11 protein-coding genes are annotated in these 18,462 nt (G+C 42.2%); 8 read left to right on the top strand and 3 right to left on the bottom strand.

The window, feature by feature from the left end; genetic code table 11:
* Positions 1 to 94: 94 nt before the first annotated feature.
* A complete protein-coding gene (locus tag ACH11B_RS27305; RefSeq protein ID WP_149106219.1) occupies positions 95 to 4,102 on the bottom strand; it encodes a two-component regulator propeller domain-containing protein in 4,008 nt (1,335 codons plus the stop codon).
* 165 nt (positions 4,103 to 4,267) lie between these two features.
* On the opposite strand from ACH11B_RS27305, the gene ACH11B_RS27300 reads away from it, so the two are divergent.
* From ACH11B_RS27300 to ACH11B_RS27280, 5 genes are all read left to right on the top strand, one after another.
* On the top strand, positions 4,268 to 5,938 hold the full coding sequence (locus ACH11B_RS27300) for an arylsulfatase (protein ID WP_246860323.1): 1,671 nt from the start codon (positions 4,268 to 4,270) through the stop codon (positions 5,936 to 5,938).
* A gap of 144 nt (positions 5,939 to 6,082) precedes the next feature.
* On the top strand, positions 6,083 to 9,178 hold the full coding sequence (locus ACH11B_RS27295; protein ID WP_377611443.1) for a SusC/RagA family TonB-linked outer membrane protein: 3,096 nt from the start codon (positions 6,083 to 6,085) through the stop codon (positions 9,176 to 9,178).
* Between the two features lie 46 nt (positions 9,179 to 9,224).
* Positions 9,225 to 10,697, top strand: a complete 1,473-nt coding sequence (locus tag ACH11B_RS27290) for a RagB/SusD family nutrient uptake outer membrane protein (RefSeq protein WP_377611441.1) — start codon at positions 9,225 to 9,227, stop codon at positions 10,695 to 10,697.
* Positions 10,698 to 10,724: 27 nt separating this feature from the next.
* Positions 10,725 to 11,882 (top strand): family 43 glycosylhydrolase, encoded by a 1,158-nt coding sequence (locus tag ACH11B_RS27285; RefSeq protein WP_377611439.1) that lies wholly within the window; start codon positions 10,725 to 10,727, stop codon positions 11,880 to 11,882.
* A 107-nt stretch (positions 11,883 to 11,989) separates the two neighbouring features.
* Positions 11,990 to 13,510, top strand: a complete 1,521-nt coding sequence (locus ACH11B_RS27280; protein WP_377611437.1) for an arylsulfatase — start codon at positions 11,990 to 11,992, stop codon at positions 13,508 to 13,510.
* A gap of 31 nt (positions 13,511 to 13,541) precedes the next feature.
* On the opposite strand, the gene ACH11B_RS27275 is transcribed toward ACH11B_RS27280, so the two are convergent.
* Both ACH11B_RS27275 and ACH11B_RS27270 read right to left on the bottom strand, forming a co-directional pair.
* Complete coding sequence (locus ACH11B_RS27275) at positions 13,542 to 14,459, bottom strand: AEC family transporter (protein WP_130856552.1); 918 nt, start codon at positions 14,457 to 14,459, stop codon at positions 13,542 to 13,544.
* Positions 14,459 to 15,982 carry an FAD/NAD(P)-binding protein gene (locus ACH11B_RS27270; RefSeq protein WP_377611435.1) on the bottom strand — a complete coding sequence of 508 codons (1,524 nt, stop codon included), beginning with the start codon at positions 15,980 to 15,982 and terminating at the stop codon, positions 14,459 to 14,461. Before ACH11B_RS27270 ends, ACH11B_RS27275 begins: the two co-directional genes overlap by 1 nt.
* A 178-nt stretch (positions 15,983 to 16,160) precedes the next feature.
* On the opposite strand from ACH11B_RS27270, the gene ACH11B_RS27265 reads away from it, so the two are divergent.
* The 3 genes from ACH11B_RS27265 to ACH11B_RS27255 all read left to right on the top strand — a co-directional run bounded on the left by ACH11B_RS27265 (position 16,161) and on the right by ACH11B_RS27255 (position 18,462).
* Positions 16,161 to 16,598 carry a hypothetical protein gene (locus tag ACH11B_RS27265; RefSeq protein WP_377611433.1) on the top strand — a complete coding sequence of 146 codons (438 nt, stop codon included), beginning with the start codon at positions 16,161 to 16,163 and terminating at the stop codon, positions 16,596 to 16,598.
* A gap of 1 nt (position 16,599) precedes the next feature.
* Positions 16,600 to 17,319, top strand: coding sequence for a DUF3891 family protein (locus ACH11B_RS27260; RefSeq protein ID WP_130856555.1), 720 nt, complete (start codon positions 16,600 to 16,602; stop codon positions 17,317 to 17,319).
* A gap of 120 nt (positions 17,320 to 17,439) precedes the next feature.
* The gene (locus tag ACH11B_RS27255) at positions 17,440 to 18,462 is read left to right on the top strand and encodes an LLM class flavin-dependent oxidoreductase (protein WP_013668244.1); all 1,023 of its coding nucleotides are present in this window, start codon (positions 17,440 to 17,442) and stop codon (positions 18,460 to 18,462) included.

Here is an 18,462-nt window from a genome sequence, read left to right as displayed (position 1 = left end):
AAGGCTTAACATCATTTAACGAAATCAGAGTATAAATCGGTTCTTACAAGGCCAAAAATATTGTATAGCATTATAAGCAAATGTTACTATATCACTAATCTTTACTTTTATCAAAATGCACCTCTTTGTATTTCTGAGGAGAAAGCTGATAGTGCTTTTTAAAGACCCTACTAAAGTAATTCGGTTCGCGATAGCCGCAATGGTAAGAGATCTCGTTAACGGGGACATCCTTTTCCAACATCATCAATGCTTTTTTTAGGCGATATTCATTCAGTAATTCTGTGGCGTTTTTTTGTAGAATACGCTTAAGATTGAGATGTAAAGAGGTTCGGCTTGTATTCAGTTCATTCGCTAAATCTTCTACGGATAGGTCTGGGTTTTTATAATGCCGCTCCAAAGCGCTACTTAATTTGGTAAGAAAGTCCTGATCCCGGTTATTGCCAACAACAGGGTTATCAATAAAAGCACCTAGTCCTATTACATGTTCCCGTAAACTAATTCTTGATTTGACCATATTGGCTACTACCAACTCCAGTTCATTTAAGTTAAACGGTTTGCCGATATAGGCATCGGCACCTACATCCAATCCGTTTACCCTGATCTGTTCATCCTGATTGTCAGACAAAAGGATAAACGGAATATGATCAAACTGTTTATTTTGTTTTATCCTTAAACATAGGTCCAGCCCAGTGGTTTTAGGCATCTTAACATCACTGATAATAATGTCAGGAGATGTTTTACAGATCTTTTTCCATGCTATATCTCCGTTTGAGGCAGTTATTACCGAGTACGTCTTCTGAAAATGTTGTGCCAGAAATTTCAATAATTCTTTATTATCTTCTACTAAAAGTAGCGTATAATGCCGGTCTAGTCGTTGCTCTTTTTTTTCAATAGGCGGGGAGATGACATCCATATTGACGTCAGTTTCCGATGGATTTTGTTGTTCGCTTTGTTGTTCAGTTAATTGTTCGTATACTGGAAGACTGAAAAAAATCGTCGTACCGTTGCCAAGTGTGCTGGAAGCTTCAATGCTGCCTTCAAGGCTTTTAACCAAGTGGTGCACTAAGGCCATACCGATTCCCGAACCTGAGATGTCAGTCTGGGAGGGCGAGCGATAAAAAGGGTCAAATAGGTGTTTCAAATCGGTCGTAGACATGCCTGTTCCGGTATCACTGATGACAAAATCTGCTCTATTCTGTCCGTCTTGAAGAGTTGTTCGCATAGATACCGAAACACTACCCGCTTGGGTGTGTTTCAAAGCATTTGACAAGATGTTCGATATTATTTTTTCCAGTTTATCGCTATCAAAAAAAACATTAAGTCCGTCTATCTCCGTCTCAAAAGAAATAGCAATATCTTTTTCCTTTGCCAAGGGCTCAAAAGCGTTAACGATTTGCCGTACAAAAGCGGTCATATCCAATCGATTAAAATGCACAGACAGGTCGTCTCCCTCTACCTTTCTGAATTCCGCTAGCTGGTGAATGAGCTTAAATAATTTGGATGCATTCTTTTTGATATGTGATAGCTCCACATGTTGCTTGAGATCGATATTCTTCTCATTTATAAATTTGTCGATGGATGCAAGAATAAGTGTTAAGGGCGTTTTAAATTCATGGGATATAAAAGTGAAGAAGTTAATCCGATGTTGTGTAAGTGCTTTTGTTTTATCCTTCTCCATATGCGCGAGTTGAATCTCCAAACGCTTTTCATGAATAAAGCGTACAAAACGGGTATATATATAAATACATAGGCATAAGAGAAATGCATAAAAGAGGTAGGCCAGGTTGGTGCGGTAAAAAGGAGGAGCCACATGGATACTAATACTTTGTTGCTGGCCGGTAAAACCGCCTGCGTCATCTAGGGTTTTGACATGCAGTGTATAGCGGCCTGGTGACAAGTTGGTATAGGTTGCGCTCGTTTTATCACCAACATAATTCCATCGATCCTCAAATCCCTCTAAATAGTAAGCGTAGTTGGTGCTTGTTGGGTTTGCATAGTTGATGGTGATATAATTTATGGTAAATACATTCTGATCATAAGATAAACTAATTTGACGGGCGTAACCGAGCTGATGCTTCAAAACTGTAGAATCGGAATCCGGGTGTACTTCCTTATTGAATAACTGAAAGGTTGTAAAAACCAGGGGATAGGATTGCCTGTCTACCTGCATCTTCAATGGATTAAAATAGCATAAGCCATTAATGCTGCCGAAATAAAAAGTGCCGTCGCTGCCTCGCAAGAAAGATTTAAAGTTAAATTGATTCGTACTCAAGCCATGCCTATTATCATAGTTTATAAATCTTTTCGTGTTTGGATTCCACCTGGAAATACCTAAGTTGGTACTGAGCCAAATAAAACCGGCATCGTCCTCCAGTATGCCATAGACATTGTTATTAGCCAAGCCGGTAATTGTGGTATAATGTTGAAAAGCATCTGTTTCAGCATGATAAACACATACGCCGCCGTCTAACGTACCGAACCATAAACGCTGGTGACGATCTTTATACACACTGATTAGCTGATTGCTTAATAAAGGCGCATTTTTACCCGTGTTAGTATAGTGTTTCATGGTTTTAGATAGCGGGTTGTATCGGTAAATGCCATCCTGTCTGGTACAGATCCATAAATCACCATTTTTGTCTTCGGTGAGATCATATATGAATTTATCGCCTAAAATTTCCGGAGCAAGTAAAGTGAACTTGCCTGTTATATAGTTAAATTGATTCAAGCCCTGTTGAGTACCCACCCAGAGTATGCCGCGACTATCCTGATATATCGCATATACTTGATTGTTGGAAAGTGAGTTGCGATCGGCCGGATTCTTCGCATAAATAGTGGTCGTTCGCTTATTAAGGTCAAAGCGGTGCAAGCCTCCAAAAAAGGTTCCAGCCCATACATTTCCATAAGAATCTGTATGGAGTGCATGGACATTGTTGGTATTGAGATAAAAGGGGGCGGTGTTTTTATTAATTCGACTAAAAGCTGCGGTAGATGGATCGTAGATAGAAATACCACCATCTTCGGTTGCAATCCATAATCGGTGCAAGCTGTCTTCCATTAATTGACTGACAGCTTTTCCTCCCAAACCATTATTTTTATCGGTTGGTAGCATGCTCTGAAAACCATCACTTCCTACCGGGATGTAGTTGACTCCGCCAAAATAAGTGCCTATCCAAACTGTACCCTCTTTACCGATAAAGGTAGAATAGATAGCTTTATCATTTAGCTTTTTAGGCTCGTTATTGAAGGATTGCGAATGATTCTCCGTTCGGCCTGTTTTAATATCATATATATAAAGGCCATTTTCGGTGCCTATATATAAAAGTTCATCTTTGTCTGCTGTGATTGATCGAACGGTACTGTTCTCGGTGTTTTCTTCATTCGTAAAGGGCAGTGAAGTAAATTGTCGCTTTTCATCGTTATAAAGATAAAGTCCACGCGATGTAGCCAGCCAAATACGATTTTTCAAATCGCGATGCATTTGGAAGATGGTAAAATTGGAGAATGACAGCGGAGGAAAAGAGCTCGTAGTGAAGGTATGCTCAATATCACCTGCCTCATTGATAAGAAGAATACGCCGGTCGATAGCAATCAACAATCTGTTTGTAGATAGAGGGCAAATGGCTCTCGCGAATCCCTTAAGCAGTAGACTCGTTCTACCGTTTTTGATTTGAAATAAGCCTCTAGATGTACCTATATAAAGCACGCTTTGTTCTTCCGATATGAAAATTACAGCGGGCCTTTCCGAATTTAAAGGGTGGGCTATCAATCGATCTTGACGTAGATCGTAGCGGTAAAGTCCGTGATTGGTACCCACATATATGTTTTTTTGATGGCTCAGTAAAGCATTAATCTGATTGGTTGACGTTCCAGGTGGTGCAGCATCAATATAATAACTTCTAACATGACGACAATCGAATCGATTTAGGCCTTCTCGGGTGCCGAACCACATAAAGCCCTGTTCGTCTTGGGTGATAGCATAAACCGTATTGTGCGACAAACCTTGGCTTGAGGTTATTTTACGGAAGCGTATATCGCTACCTTTCGTTGCCTGTATCAGCAACAATAAAAAGAAAACGCAGGTGTAGAATTGCTTACGCATTGATTAGTCTATCGAGATCCGACGAAATTCCTAAAAAAATAGAAAATCGCTTTAAATGGGTTTAAGATACGGTTTTTGAACGAATGTCCTATAAAATTTAACATGTGTGCTACTGATGATAGCGTTTTTCGTCTAACATTGCTCTTGCAAACCAATCATACACTTATGGCTTTTTTTCGACACGCAAAAATTCTATGCTTATTGTTTATTTGGTTAATTTATGCAGCCGGGGTCTCGGCGCAAAATAAACCTAATATCATTATTGTAATGGCAGATGATTTGGGTTTCTCAGACATAGGCTGTTATGGAGGAGAAATTAAGACGCCTAATTTGGATCGACTCGCTTCACACGGTTTACGAATGACGAGTTTTTATAATGCCAGTCGATGTTGCCCAACACGGGCCTCCCTACTAACCGGGCAATATCCACATACAGCTGGTATCGGGAATATGACAAGCGATCAAGGGCAACCTGGATACAGAGGTTTTTTACAACCCAATGTAGTCACAATCGCTCAGGTATTAAAAGGAGCCGGCTACCAAACAGGAATGGTAGGTAAATGGCATGTTTCTGAAACAGAACCCTTACCAACTAAAGAGGAACAATTGGCTTGGCTCGATCATCAGATCACTAATCGCGACTTTTCAGATACTTTGTCATATCCTGTACATAAAGGTTTTGATAAATATTATGGTAATATTTGGGGCGTAGTAGACTATTTCGACCCATTTTCCTTGGTGAATGGCACGCGGCCGATTCAGTCAGTTCCCAAAGATTTCTATTACACTAATGCTATTGGGGATAGTACGGCCTCTTATATAAGGCAATTCGCACAAAAAGAGGTGCCGTTTTTTATGTATGTCGCCTTTACGGCGCCCCATTGGCCACTACAAGCATTGGAAAGTGATATCCGCAAATACGAAAATACATATAAAAAGGGCTGGAACTACATTCGTGAAAAACGTTATCAAAAAATGCTGAAGTTGGGACTGATTAAGCCTAATCAAGTAAAGCTTTCGAGATTTATGACACCAGAAAGGGGCTGGGAGAAAAACGCTGACAGTCTTTGGGATGCGCGTGCAATGGCGGTTCATGCGGCAATGGTAGACCGTCTGGATCAAAATATTGGCAAGATGATGGATGCGCTTCAGAAATCGGGCCAGCTTGACAATACGCTTATTGTTTTCCTTTCAGATAATGGCGCTAGCCCCGAGCAACCCGCTAAATTTGGCCCAGGTTTCGATCGCTCAGGAACGACGCGAGATAGTAGGAAGATCAGTTTTTCTGTCAACAAGGATGTAATGCCTGGCCCGCAAACAACACACTTCGGCATCGGACCAGAGTGGGCAAACGTATCCTGTACACCCTTTCGTTATTGGAAATCTAAAGAACATGAGGGAGGAATCGCCACGCCATTTATCGCTTATTGGCCAAATAAGATAAAGGCACAAAATAAAATCAGCGACGAACCCGCACATATTATTGATTTGATGTCCACTTGTACCGATATCGCGGGGGCAATATACCCTGAGACCTTTGAAGGACATCGTATCACACCTACACCGGGAAAAAGCCTATTGCCTCTGTGGACCGGTAAGCAGAAAGCACATCTTCATGACGAATTGTTCTGGGAACACAACGGTGCTGCTGCCCTGCGACAGGGCGATTGGAAAATTGTTCGGGTAGATATCAATGCGCCATGGGAACTTTATGACTTAGCGAAAGATCGTTCAGAAACCCAAAACCTGTCGGCTACTTATCCTCAAAGAATGGAAGCTATGAAGAAAAAATGGGAAGAATTAGCCAACCGGTACAGCGTTTTTCCGAAACCTTAAGACGCATGATGCCATCTAGATAGCGAGTCATCATTGTATCGGGTGAAATATAATGGAATCCCACCTTATCGGTGGGTAGGAAGGCATTTATTCTGACTAAAATGACGAGAGTATAAATACTTTGATAATACCTAACCAATAATTATGGATCGATTAAAAATAGAAAAGCTTACCAATAGGCTAAAGCACTTCCTATGGATAAGCCTGATGCTAGTACATATGCATCAACTTGCAGCTCAACAGACAAGCGTTAACGGAAAAGTGACTGATCAAGTAGGACAGGCACTGTCCGGTGTAAGTGTATCCGTTAAAGGGGCATCTTTGGCAACGATGACGGACGAAAAGGGCCGGTTTGCACTGAATGGCGTCCAAACAAACGCAACCTTAAAATTCACGTATGTAGGTTACAAAACACAAGAACTAGGCTTAAACGGGAGACATAACCTGTCAGTAACCCTGATAGCTGAAAGTACCGCTTTAGACGAGATTGTTGTTATAGGTTACGGAGCGGTGGCAAAAAGTGATCTCACCGGTTCTGTGTCATCTGTCAAGGCAGAAGACTTAACAAAGGGTGCAAATGTTAACATGCAACAGGCCCTACAGGGGAGAACGTCAGGTGTGCAGATTTATCAGAAAAGCGGCGAGCCAGGTGCAGCAATGAGTGTACAAATCCGTGGAATCACTTCCATCACCGGAAATAACGCTCCCTTATATGTGATTGATGGAATGCCCGTGAATGATGCAGCCGCTATCGGCGCAGCCGGTGTAGGGGGAGCGACGAACAATCCGAATAATCGTACACCACTAAACGCTCTTAACCCGGCAGACATCGCCTCGATAGAAATATTGAAAGATGCTTCTGCTACAGCTATCTACGGCTCGCGTGGTGCCAACGGTGTTGTCTTGATCACCACAAAAAAGGGGAAAGCGGGAAAAATTACAGTAACTTATGATGCAAGTTATGGACAGCAGCAGGTGGCTAAGACACAGCGCTATATGACTGCTGAAGAATATACCTCTGCCATTAATGGCATCATTCAAGAAGGACAGTTGAACGGCAGCGTATACCAACCCGTAGAGGCGAGCACTTACAATACCAATTGGCAGGACCTCTTATTGAAAAACGCACCAATACAAAGTCATGATGTGTCTTTTAGTGGTGGAAATGAGCTTACCAAGTTTCACATTTCGGCAGGCTATTTTGATCAAGAAGGGGTGATGTTAAATTCGTCTACTAAGCGGTATAACGCGCGAGTTAACCTGGAAACGGGTGTGGCATCGAAGTATAATGTGGGCATTAACCTCGCTACGGCCTATATAAAGGATCATTATAACGCAAATGGAACAGGTTTAAATGATAATGCCAGCGCCCTTTATATGGCACAGAATTACGATCCAACGGTCCCTCCTTATAATCCGGACGGTTCTTACTATCGTTCACCTTTAATGGCGCCGATGGATAACCCGCTAGCAGTCATTAATGGGCAGTACTCGGTAGGCGATACCTATCGAACTTTTGGAAACCTCTACGCCGAGTATTTTATTCTTCCTTCCTTATCAGCAAAAGCAAGGCTTGGAGCAGATATCAATATCTCACAACGAAACTTCTGGATAGATCCTTCCACGCTTACCGGCGCTTCCTATAATGGTTATGCTGACGCCCGTGATGGAAAACGAACATATTATTTGGTGGAGGGTACATTGAATTATAATAAAACTTTTGGTGAGCATAGTTTGTCAGCCGTTGCAGGTTCAACCTATGAGCGATACACCTCCAGCTCGTTAATTGCCAATTCGCGGGACTTCGCATTACCTGATTTGACATACTTCGGTATCGGATCGGGGGATGCAATGCTAAATGGGGTAGGCAATGGCGCACAGGAAAATATTTTATTATCATATCTGGGGCGGATAAACTACTCCTATGCCGGTAAATATTTGTTCACCGGATCGATACGTGCCGACGGCTCGGCTCGGTTCGGTCCGGAGCATCGCTTCGGGTATTTCCCTTCTGCGGCATTTGCTTGGAAAATGAAGCAAGAAGATTTTTTGAAGAACACGAACCTTATAGATGACTTGAAGTTTAGAGCTAGTTATGGCGCTACCGGCAACCAACCTAATGTAAATTATCTTTATTATTCAACCTATGCTGCAGGCAGAGTTGCCGTTTTTGATGGAGAGAAAGTAACCAGTATCGCCCCTACCAGAAGCTCAAATTCGTACTTAAGATGGGAATCTGCCCATCAAATTGACATTGGGTTGGATTTTGCCTTTTTCAGTTCTAAACTTTCTGGTAGCATAGACTATTATAACCGAAAAACTTCGAACCTGCTGTATAACGTTCCTCAACCTTTAAGTTCAGGTTTCGCTGGTCGGACAGAAAATGTGGGCAGTATGCGCAATACGGGGATGGAGTTTTCGATTAATGGTGTAATTGTTGAAAACGAGGATTTCAAGGTAGATGCCAATTTTAATATCACAACGTTAAAAAATAGGGTGTTGAGCTTAGGAAATGTTGAACAATTTATCGGCTCGGGTCCTGGAAATATCGGTCAGTATAGCATATTAAAACCGGGAGAGTCAATGGGCTCGTTTTATGGCTACATCGTGGATGGCGTTTGGCAAGAAGGAGACGATTTTTCGTTGGCTCAACCGGGTGTTAGACCCGGTGATCTGAAATACAGGGACTTCGATAATAACAAAATCATCAATGCAGATGATCGCGTCATCTTAGGTAAATCCTTGCCAGACTTCTTTTATGGTTTTAACGCAAACATGCGCTACAAAAAACTAGCTTTATCTATTTTTTTAGAAGGCTCAAAAGGAGCTAAGATGCTCAATAGTAGTCTGGTAGATTCTTATTATGCCGTTGATTTTCGCCGTAATAAACTGGCTGAGCTATATCTTAACCGATGGACAGCAGCCAATCCAAGTAACGAGTATCCCTCTTTTATTCCGGGTGATGTACAGGGTGCCAGACAAATAACGAATAAAACCGTAGAAGACGCATCTTATCTACGTATACAATCCGTTCGCTTATCTTATCAGATCCCTTTACCTGAAAAACTATTTATTCGCAAGGCAACGGTATTTGTTAACGGACAGAACTTATACACGTTTACCAGCTATTCAGGAGTAGACCCTGCGGTTAATGCAATCGGAGATGATATCCTGCGGGTAGATTATAATTCATACCCACTTACAAGGACATTTACGGCGGGGATTAATGTGCAGTTTTAGTTTGGTAAAGTATGTAAATATATTTTTTATAGAAAAATTTATGCAGATGAAAAAAATCACTCAATATATTACATTGTTGCTTTTGGGAAGCCTTTCGTCCTGTAGCGATGTATTAGATGTAACGCCGAATTCTGAATTTGCACCAGGCAACGTGCTCACAACAGAAGCTGGTATCAAGTCACTTTTATTTTCCGCCTATGCGCAACAACAAACGCAGCAGAATTCGCGCTTTATTATTAACGATTCGGAGGTATGCACTGATATGGCTTTCAATTCGGGCGGAGCAGAAAACGGACAATTATTACACTTAATTAATTTTAGCTGGGAGCCTACTTTAGGTACTTTTGAAGGTGATATGTGGGCACCGAATTACCGCTGTATCCGCGACGCTAACGGAGTAATTGAAAATATAGAGGGGGTAAATGCTTCGGAAGAAAGTAAGAAACTGATTCTAGCGGAAGCGCGCGCACTGCGTGCACAGGCTTTTGCTATTTTATATAATTTCTTTGGGCCGGTACCTCTTCGCCTTTCCACTGAACAAACAGGCGATTTAGCAAGAGCAACTGAGGAAGAAATAAAAAACTTCATCGAATTAGAATTTCTTGCAGCGATCCCCGATCTACCGGATCCAGGACAGGAGGAAGCCTTTGGTCGCTTCAATAAAGGAAACGCAAGCGGTATTTTGGCAAAGTTTTACTTAAATACTAAGCAATGGCAAAAAGCGGCAGATGCTTGTAAAACCATTATTGATTTTAATTACTATAGCATCGGTCAATATGCCTTTAAAGATCTTTTTCGAGTAGAAAACGAAGGAATGAACAACCGCGAAATGCTATTAGTATTACCTTGTCGTAATGAAGTAGATTTCGGAAACTGGTTTATGGCCGGAGCCCTTCCGCCAAATTTTAAAAGCACAGCTCAACTTCCTGAGTTTGTTTACCAGGCATCTATGTCTAACTTCGCAACCCAATACCGTTTAAGGACCGCCTTTGTAAATAGTATGGCGGAAAACGACCAGCGGCGTACGTTGATCTGTACCAGTTATGTAAATAATAACAACGTAACAGTAAATATACTCAATGACGACAATGCCCGAAGCTTTAAATATTGGGATAACAGCACCATCGGAAATAACAGCGGAAACGACGTGCCTGTATTGCGCTACGCAGATATTTTATTATCGCGTGCAGAAGCGTTGAATGAGCTATCCGGGCCCTCGGAAGAAGCATTTGCACTTATTAATCAGATACGTAAAAGAGCCGGTTTGCCCGATTTAACACTTACCGAAGCAGGGACGAAAGAACTTTTCAGAGAAGCTCTGTTTAAAGAGAGAGGCTGGGAATTTATCTCTGAAGGTAAAAGGAGGGAAGATTTAATCAGACAAGGAACCTTCTTGTCGTCGGCAATAGCAAGAGGGGTGTCAGCTACTTTAGCAACGCCAGATAAACTTCTATTCCCCATTCCACAATCCGAAATCCAAGCGAATAAACTTTGCGTACAGAACAAGGGGTATAATTAGAGATTTTATTAACACACTAAGACGGCTATGTTAACCAAACGGATAAAATTCATACTCCTTATATTATGTTTAAGCTATTGCATTGGTCACGCTCAAAACCGGAGCAAGCGTCAATCTTTCAGTGATCCTCGCGCACCCGTGGGAGATTCATTGCTTACAGTTCCTCCAACGGTAAAACCATTGTTAGACGTATGGATGCGTGATACTTATGTGATGCTCGGACCTGACGGGAATTATTATTTAACCGGAACAACCGCCTCCCCGGGGAGGCGGTTTGCCGGACAAGTGCATTGCTGGGACTATAATGATGGTCTATATTTATGGCGTTCACCAGACCTTAAGAACTGGGAATCAATGGGTAGAATTTGGTCGTTCGACGAGAATGCCGCTACCTGGCAGAGGGTTGGTAAACCCATCAAAAAGGGATCAGTATCCCTAAACGGCGATCCCCTTGATTCAATGTATCGAGCCGTATGGGCGCCTGAATTACACTATATAAAAAGCAAGAAGAAATGGTTGCTCATTGCCTGTTTAAATGGTAATCAGGGATCTTTCGTTTTAGAGAGTATTTCAGGAAAACCGGAAGGGCCTTATCGCAATATCAAAGGAAATGAACAGCATGCTATTTTCGATAACATTGACCTCAGCGCCTTCGAAGATGAGGACGGTGAGGTTTATCTCGTCGGTCATGATCATTATATCGCTCGTATGAAGAATGATCTGAGTGATATCGCGGAGCCTTTTAAGCAACTTAAAGAAACACCTTATGCTAAAGAACCTTATATCGAAGGCGTGTGGTTGACCAAGCATCATGGCAAATACCAGTTATTACAAACGGTATGGTCTGTACCGCTTTCCAATGGTCGCTATACATATTTAAGAAAGGAAACACCCGGTGAACAATTACATAGCTATGATGTGGTCGTGGCAGAATCGGATTATATTTACGGACCTTACGGACCGCGATACCCCGCTATTTTGGAAGGAGGACATAATAATCTGTTTCAGGATAAAAGCGGCCATTGGTGGTCAACCATCTTTTTTAATCCACGCGGCGCTATGGGTAAGAAATTCTCCCAAACCTGCCGCCCCGCTCTTGTGCCTGTAAAGTGGGAAGACAATCGACTAAAGCCTGATATTAAAGCCGCAGCCGATTTCTATTCAACCGTTAATTCAGAGAAATGATGAACAGCAAGGATGCTTATTTGTTTCTGCTAAAAGCAGGCTTGGTTTAAAGATAACCTGGAGAATATGAATTTTTACTATTAGGCATTGATTTTCATTCAAAGAAGATGATAAAAAATATCTTTTACACCCTTGTCATCCCGATTGTATTCAGCTCTTGCCAGCAAAAGAACACTTCGCCGGTAAAAAAGCCCAATATCATTATTATTTATGCAGACGATCTTGGCTATGGTGATTTAAGTTGCTATGGAGCAAGCGCAGTGCAAACAACCCATATAGATAGACTGGCAGCGGAAGGCTTACGTTTCACCAATGCCTATTCCGAGGCTTCAACCTGTACACCGTCACGTTATGCGATGCTGACGGGAAGATATGCTTTTCGAAACGACGCGGCTATTTTGCCCGGTGATGCACCTTTGATTATTGAACCCGATCGTGAAACCTTGGCGTCGATGTTGAAGAAGGCTGGCTATACTGCAGGCGTAGTTGGTAAGTGGCACTTAGGTTTGGGCAACGGAAGTCCGGATTGGAATGCGGACATAAAGCCTGGGCCCTTGGAGATAGGTTTTGATTATAGTTTTTTATTACCAGCCACGGCTGATCGTGTGCCTACGGTATATGTAGAAAATCGTCGTGTTGTTGATTTAGACCATCGAGATCCGATCCAGGTGGATTATAATAAAAAAATAGGAAAAGATCCCATTGGTCTCGAACATCCCAAAATGCTGAAGATGGCGGCTGACACCCAGCACAGCGGAACTATTGTTAACGGAGTCAGCCGTATAGGTTATATGACGGGCGGGCATCAAGCTTATTGGAAAGATGAAGATTTTGCTGACGTATTTACGGATAAGGCGAAAGCGTTTATCCATCAACATCAGAATGAGCCCTTTTTTCTCTATTATGCACTGCCACATATTCATGTGCCACGTATGCCGAATAATAAATACGTGGGCACTACCAACATGGGACCTAGGGGAGACCTCATTGTTGAAATGGATGCCATGGTGGGGGAGATTATGAAAACGCTGAAAGATTTAAATCTCGATAAAAACACACTCGTCATTTTCAGTAGCGATAATGGGCCGGTACTTGACGATGGTTATGGCGATCATGCAGAAGAATTGATTGGCAACCATAAGCCGGCCGGTATATACCGAGGAGGGAAGTACAGCGCCTTCGAAGGCGGATTGCGGATGCCGATGATTGTTCGTTGGCCAAATGAGATACAGCCCGGAATTAGCGATGCGGTCATTAATCAGATCGATTTTTTTGCTTCCTTGGCAAACCTTACCGGAGTTAAAATCGATCGAGAGACAATCGCACCTGATAGCGAAAACTTACTTGATGCATTAACGGGAAAGTCAAAGAAAGGGCGTCGCGTTATGCTACAGGAATCGTTTACGATGGCTATTCGAGAGGAGAACTGGAAGTATATTGAACCGGTCTCCAAAAAAATACCCGATTGGTTGGATAATAAAACGGTTGAAACGGGTCTGCAACAAGAGCCGCAGTTATATGATTTAAAGCACGATCCCCGGGAACAACGAAATTTAGCCGGCAAATATCCTGATAAAGTGGCTGAACTGGCTGGTAAGTTAAAAGAGATTATGGAAAAAAAGAATTAGCATCACGGCTGTTTTTGATTTATTCGCCGAATCAAAATAGCAGCAAGCACAATATAGGAACCAAAACAAGTGAAATGATAGAAGAAATCCCAACCAATAGGGCTGAATTCTTTTTTTCAGTTTCCAGAAAGGACGCGAAGACCACAAGGTTTGCAGCAATAGGAAAACTAGCAATCAGCCCCATTAATTTCGATTTATCATCGTCAAGTATTTGCATAAATTGTTTTTCAAGACATAACAACAGGACCAGAAGTACCGCGCCCGAGATGTAGCGCAAGCCTAATATTTTAGCAAAATTCCATAATCGTATCTGTTGGAAATTGATGTCCGCCAGCGTGAGGCCAATGATGAACATTCCGGAAGCCGAAACTGTCCAGCCTACCACATCGCCAATAAGTTCAGCTCTTTGAGGTAAGTTCACGCTAAACAAGTTCAATAGCACCGCGATAATACAGGCATACAGAGCAGGTATACGAAAAACGTTTTTCGCAGCCTCTTTCACAGGAAGACCTTTCGTGCGCGATATCAGATAATAACCTATGGTGTCACCGTAAAATACATTGCCTACATACGCGCTGATAATTAATGGCATTTGTTCATTACCAAAAAGAGCCATTACAACCGGGATCCCAAACCATCCAATGTTATAGTAGGAAAAGCTACCTTTCAAAAGACTACCATTAAAATCTTTTGCTACAAAACGTTTACAGATAATAGCAGGTATATTCATTGCCAAGGCAAGAACAAAGATTATAGATCCAACCACAGCGCTTTCCGATAGCTCGGCCTGGAGCATATTTTCAATGATAAGTAAGGGAATTAAAAGGTATAAAAGAATTTTTGAAATCCATTTACTGCCCAACTGCCATCTTTTTTTAGCAAAGAACCCAATAAGAATGAAGCCGTAGAGAGGTAGTACCTTGTTAAGAAGTTCTTGCAATAACTCCATTATTGAAATTGACGAATGAGATCATCCGTCAGGAGATCTGCTTGTTCCACATTAAACCATAACGAATTTACATCCAATTGCAATCCCGTAATCGGATGCCCAAGCGCGTAGAACGGCGTCCTTTCCTCTGATGAAACGTCTTTGACCCGCAGCGTATTCAGATCCACTATCAGTCCACCGGCGCCATACTCTTGAATATACTTTTTGCTTAATAAAGCTTGTAACAACTTTTGATCTTCCATCTTATGAATGACGCTCGCCGGTCCGGAGGCATTGATGACAAAGTCCGCTTCGTAGGTATGGCCGTCCTCCGTCTTCAATACAAATTTATTTCCTTTCCATTTGATGTCCTCGCTATTGCCGATAACCTCCAACTGATTTGATTTCAATAGGTTCATTATCTTAATGCCATTCTCCATGGGTACCGCATGCCGGTTAATGTCAAAATAGGGCTTTATCCATTTAACGAACAAAATTTTCTGATCAACGGGTAATAATTTCCATATAGCGTAAGTCTCTTCCCGTAAAGAATACAGAATATTTTGAAACAAACTGTCACCATTCATAGCTTGTCTTATGTCTTCTTCTAATAATTGAAGATGATTTTTATTGACTCGTTCTTCGGTCGCCCAGTCCAGCTTACGTTCAAGATAACCTTCTACTTCACTCCGAAATAGGCGTATTAAATCCTTAACTCGCAATGACCGGCGATTCTCGCGGATCAGGGTCTTGATAGTAGATAGCGTTAATACTTTTCGCTGAAATGGTTTTTCCGATGCCGATTGAACCCGCGGCAAAAGCCCTCTCAATGAAAAAAACGTAATCGGACCTTTATGCCCGTTTGCAACCAAAGTAATCAAAGCATCAATGGCTGTCAAACTACTACCCACAATACTTATCTTCGCATATTTATCCTGAATGGTTTGTATAATTCTTTTTGATGGCCAGGGGGAACCGATATACCTTTCCAAGCCCTTTAGGTTCTCAAACGTTGCTGCTTCGGGCGTGCCTGTCGCCAATATAACATAATCGACAAGGTAGCTATGATCGGAGGCTGATCTCAATATAACACGCTTATCTTTCTGCACTTCGGCATCAACGATTTCTACTTGCTGTTTACTCACCTCAATGCCCTTTTGCCGGGCTAGCTGCCAATACTCATCCAGCATGGCCTGAACATACTTACCGTAAAGCATTCTCGGCGGGTAGGCATCGGGATGAGGACTTACTTGAGGGAATTCCTGCTCAATCCTGTCTTTATGATCATGCATCCATCGTACAAAATGCAATCGTTCTTGCGGAAACAATCCCATTAAACCAGCCTTTGTGTTTAATAAATGTCCTTCTTGTCCGGTTCCATAGGCCAAACCAGTGCCAAATTCACCTTTCTTTTCGAATAGTATAATCGAAAGTATCTTGGACGGCTTGGTTATTATATATTTTAATACAAGTTGTATAAAGCAGGTAACACCACTGGCACCCGATCCGACAATGGCAACTGTCATTTTAAGCTTATGATCCATATGACTTAATAAACGTCGTCCAATCCATATTGTTTAGCACTTCAAGGTAAGCCTTCATATGCGTGTCGAACAACAGAGTTGGCAAGGGACAGCAACTAAAGACGTTTTTATCCAGCATAGATCATAACATAAACATCTTTGCCCGATACTTGTTGATTGAGTATCATGTTTATATCAAATGACCAAAGAAAAATTGTCCGTAAAAGAAAAGATGACGAAAGCCCGCGAATTAGAGCGTGAAGGAGATATGTCAGCCGCTGTCAAGATATATAAGGGCATCATACAAACCGATCCACTACACTCGGCAGCATACAATCGCCTGATGATTATCTATCGAAGACAGAAGCAATATCGGGATGAACTCGTTGTTATCAAGCAGGGCATTGATGCCTATGAAAAAGATCTATGGGATGATCAGATGGCTTGGAAGAAAGCGAATCGCCGCTCTGCTACCGTTAGCCGAAGCCTTGCTAAATCACTTGGCCTCTTGGATGACAAAGGAAGGCCTACCTATGAAGATCCGCATATTAACACTTGGAGAAAAAGAGAAGCGGTGGCTCGCAGAAAACTCGACACCGAAAAAAAAAGCGAAGTGAATAGACTTATTACCGAATAAAATGATTGTAACTTATACCGATAGGGGATTCGAAATTGTACTCCAAAGGCATCACGGGCGATTAGCAGCGGCCATTTTAAATCAGCTTAAATGGTTAGAAGCAGATCCTTTCAAACTGGATGTGCTGTTTGCGACGGGAATACACGACGACACCTATAATGAATTCGAGGTTGAAGGGATTATCAACCGGTTTAAAGGGCCAAAAGATTTCAAAATGGAGTCCTTCAACCTTCAGCGTTGTGAGGCTTTATTGAAGAAAGGTCTTACCCGAAGTCTATACGTTGCGCTCTTGTTATCTTTTCATATTCAATTCTTGTATGCAACTGAATCCGATGAATCGGCGCAATATTGTAAAAGTTTACAATCGTTGCAGCATAAATGGATGGCGGAGCTTGGGATCGATAGGGATACAGTACAAGCCCATTATGCGATTTTGCAATGGTGCGATGCGCTATCACTGATCCTTTGCCAAGATCAGATTCCCCCCGAAGGGAGAAAGTTGGAAGTCAGTCAGGGGCCGGAAGCCCGCAGTTATTATGTTTTTGACAAAAGCGGTAGTATATTAAGTGTTGATCCCTGGCCTTTTACGGATAACGAATTTGAGCTTACCCTTGAATACAGAATCCTTCCTCGTCTCGAATATCAAAATGATGCTGTCTTTAAAGAGTCACTTTGGGAGAGCACCGTTCACTTTAGAAAGATTAATTTTGCTAAAATCTAACGAGCGTATTTTTGTAAAGGAAATGTCTCGTTTAACAAAGCGAGCTTGCGGTAGCAAGCAGTATTTGAGTATATTTGGCAGTAACGAAAATAATTGAGATCGTTTTTACTATAGTTACTTATGAAAAAAATAGGATTTTTATCCTTCGGGCACTGGTCTAATCATCCGGCATATAGCACTCGCACAGCTAGTGACACCCTGCTTCAATCCATCGATCTGGCTGTAGCTGCGGAAGAGATTGGCCTGGATGGAGCCTATTTCCGTGTGCATCATTTTGCTGCTCAATTAGCATCCCCCTTTCCATTGCTATCAGCCATTGGTGCTAAAACAAAAAAAATAGAGATCGGCACCGGTGTGATCGATATGCGTTACGAAAACCCATTGTATATGGTGGAAGATGCGGGTGCTGCCGACCTTATTTCAGGTGGCCGGTTGCAATTGGGAATCAGTAGGGGGTCGCCGGAACAAGTAATCGACGGCTGGCGCTATTTCGGTTATGAATTGATGGAAGGAGAAACTGATGCGGATATGGGACGCCGTAAAGCGCTGGAATTTTTGAAAAGGCTAGACGGTGTCGGTTTTGCACAACCCAATCCATATCCTATGTTTCCGAACCCACCGGGACTGTTACGCTTGGAACCACATGCTAAAGGTTTACGAGAGCGGATCTGGTGGGGCGCTGCATCCAACAGTACAGCCGTTTGGGCCGCCGAAAATGGTATGAACCTGCAAAGCTCTACCTTGAAATACGACGAAAGTGGGAAACCCTTTCATGTTCAGCAAGCAGAACAGATTCGGTTGTACAAAGAAGCTTGGAAAAAGGCGGGTCACCAACGTGAACCAAGGGTGTCTGTTAGCCGATCAATATTTGCCTTAATGAACGATCAAGATCGCTACTACTTCGGACAGGAAGTTAGTCGTGACGATAAAATTGGAATGATTGAAAAAGATAAACGTGCAATTTTCGGGCGAAGTTATGCAGCCGAACCTGATAAACTCATCAAGGAATTGGAGCAGGACGAAGCTATCCAAGAAGCGGATACACTTCTTCTAACGATACCCAATACCCTGGGAGTGGATTATAATGTACATCTCTTGTCCGCGATATTGGAACATGTAGCGCCGGAATTGGGATGGCGCTAA

The organism is Olivibacter sp. EAT-5, from assembly GCF_044784325.1.
GTDB classification, from domain to species: domain Bacteria; phylum Bacteroidota; class Bacteroidia; order Sphingobacteriales; family Sphingobacteriaceae; genus Olivibacter; species Olivibacter oleidegradans.
This window is presented reverse-complemented; position numbering and strand designations above follow the sequence as displayed.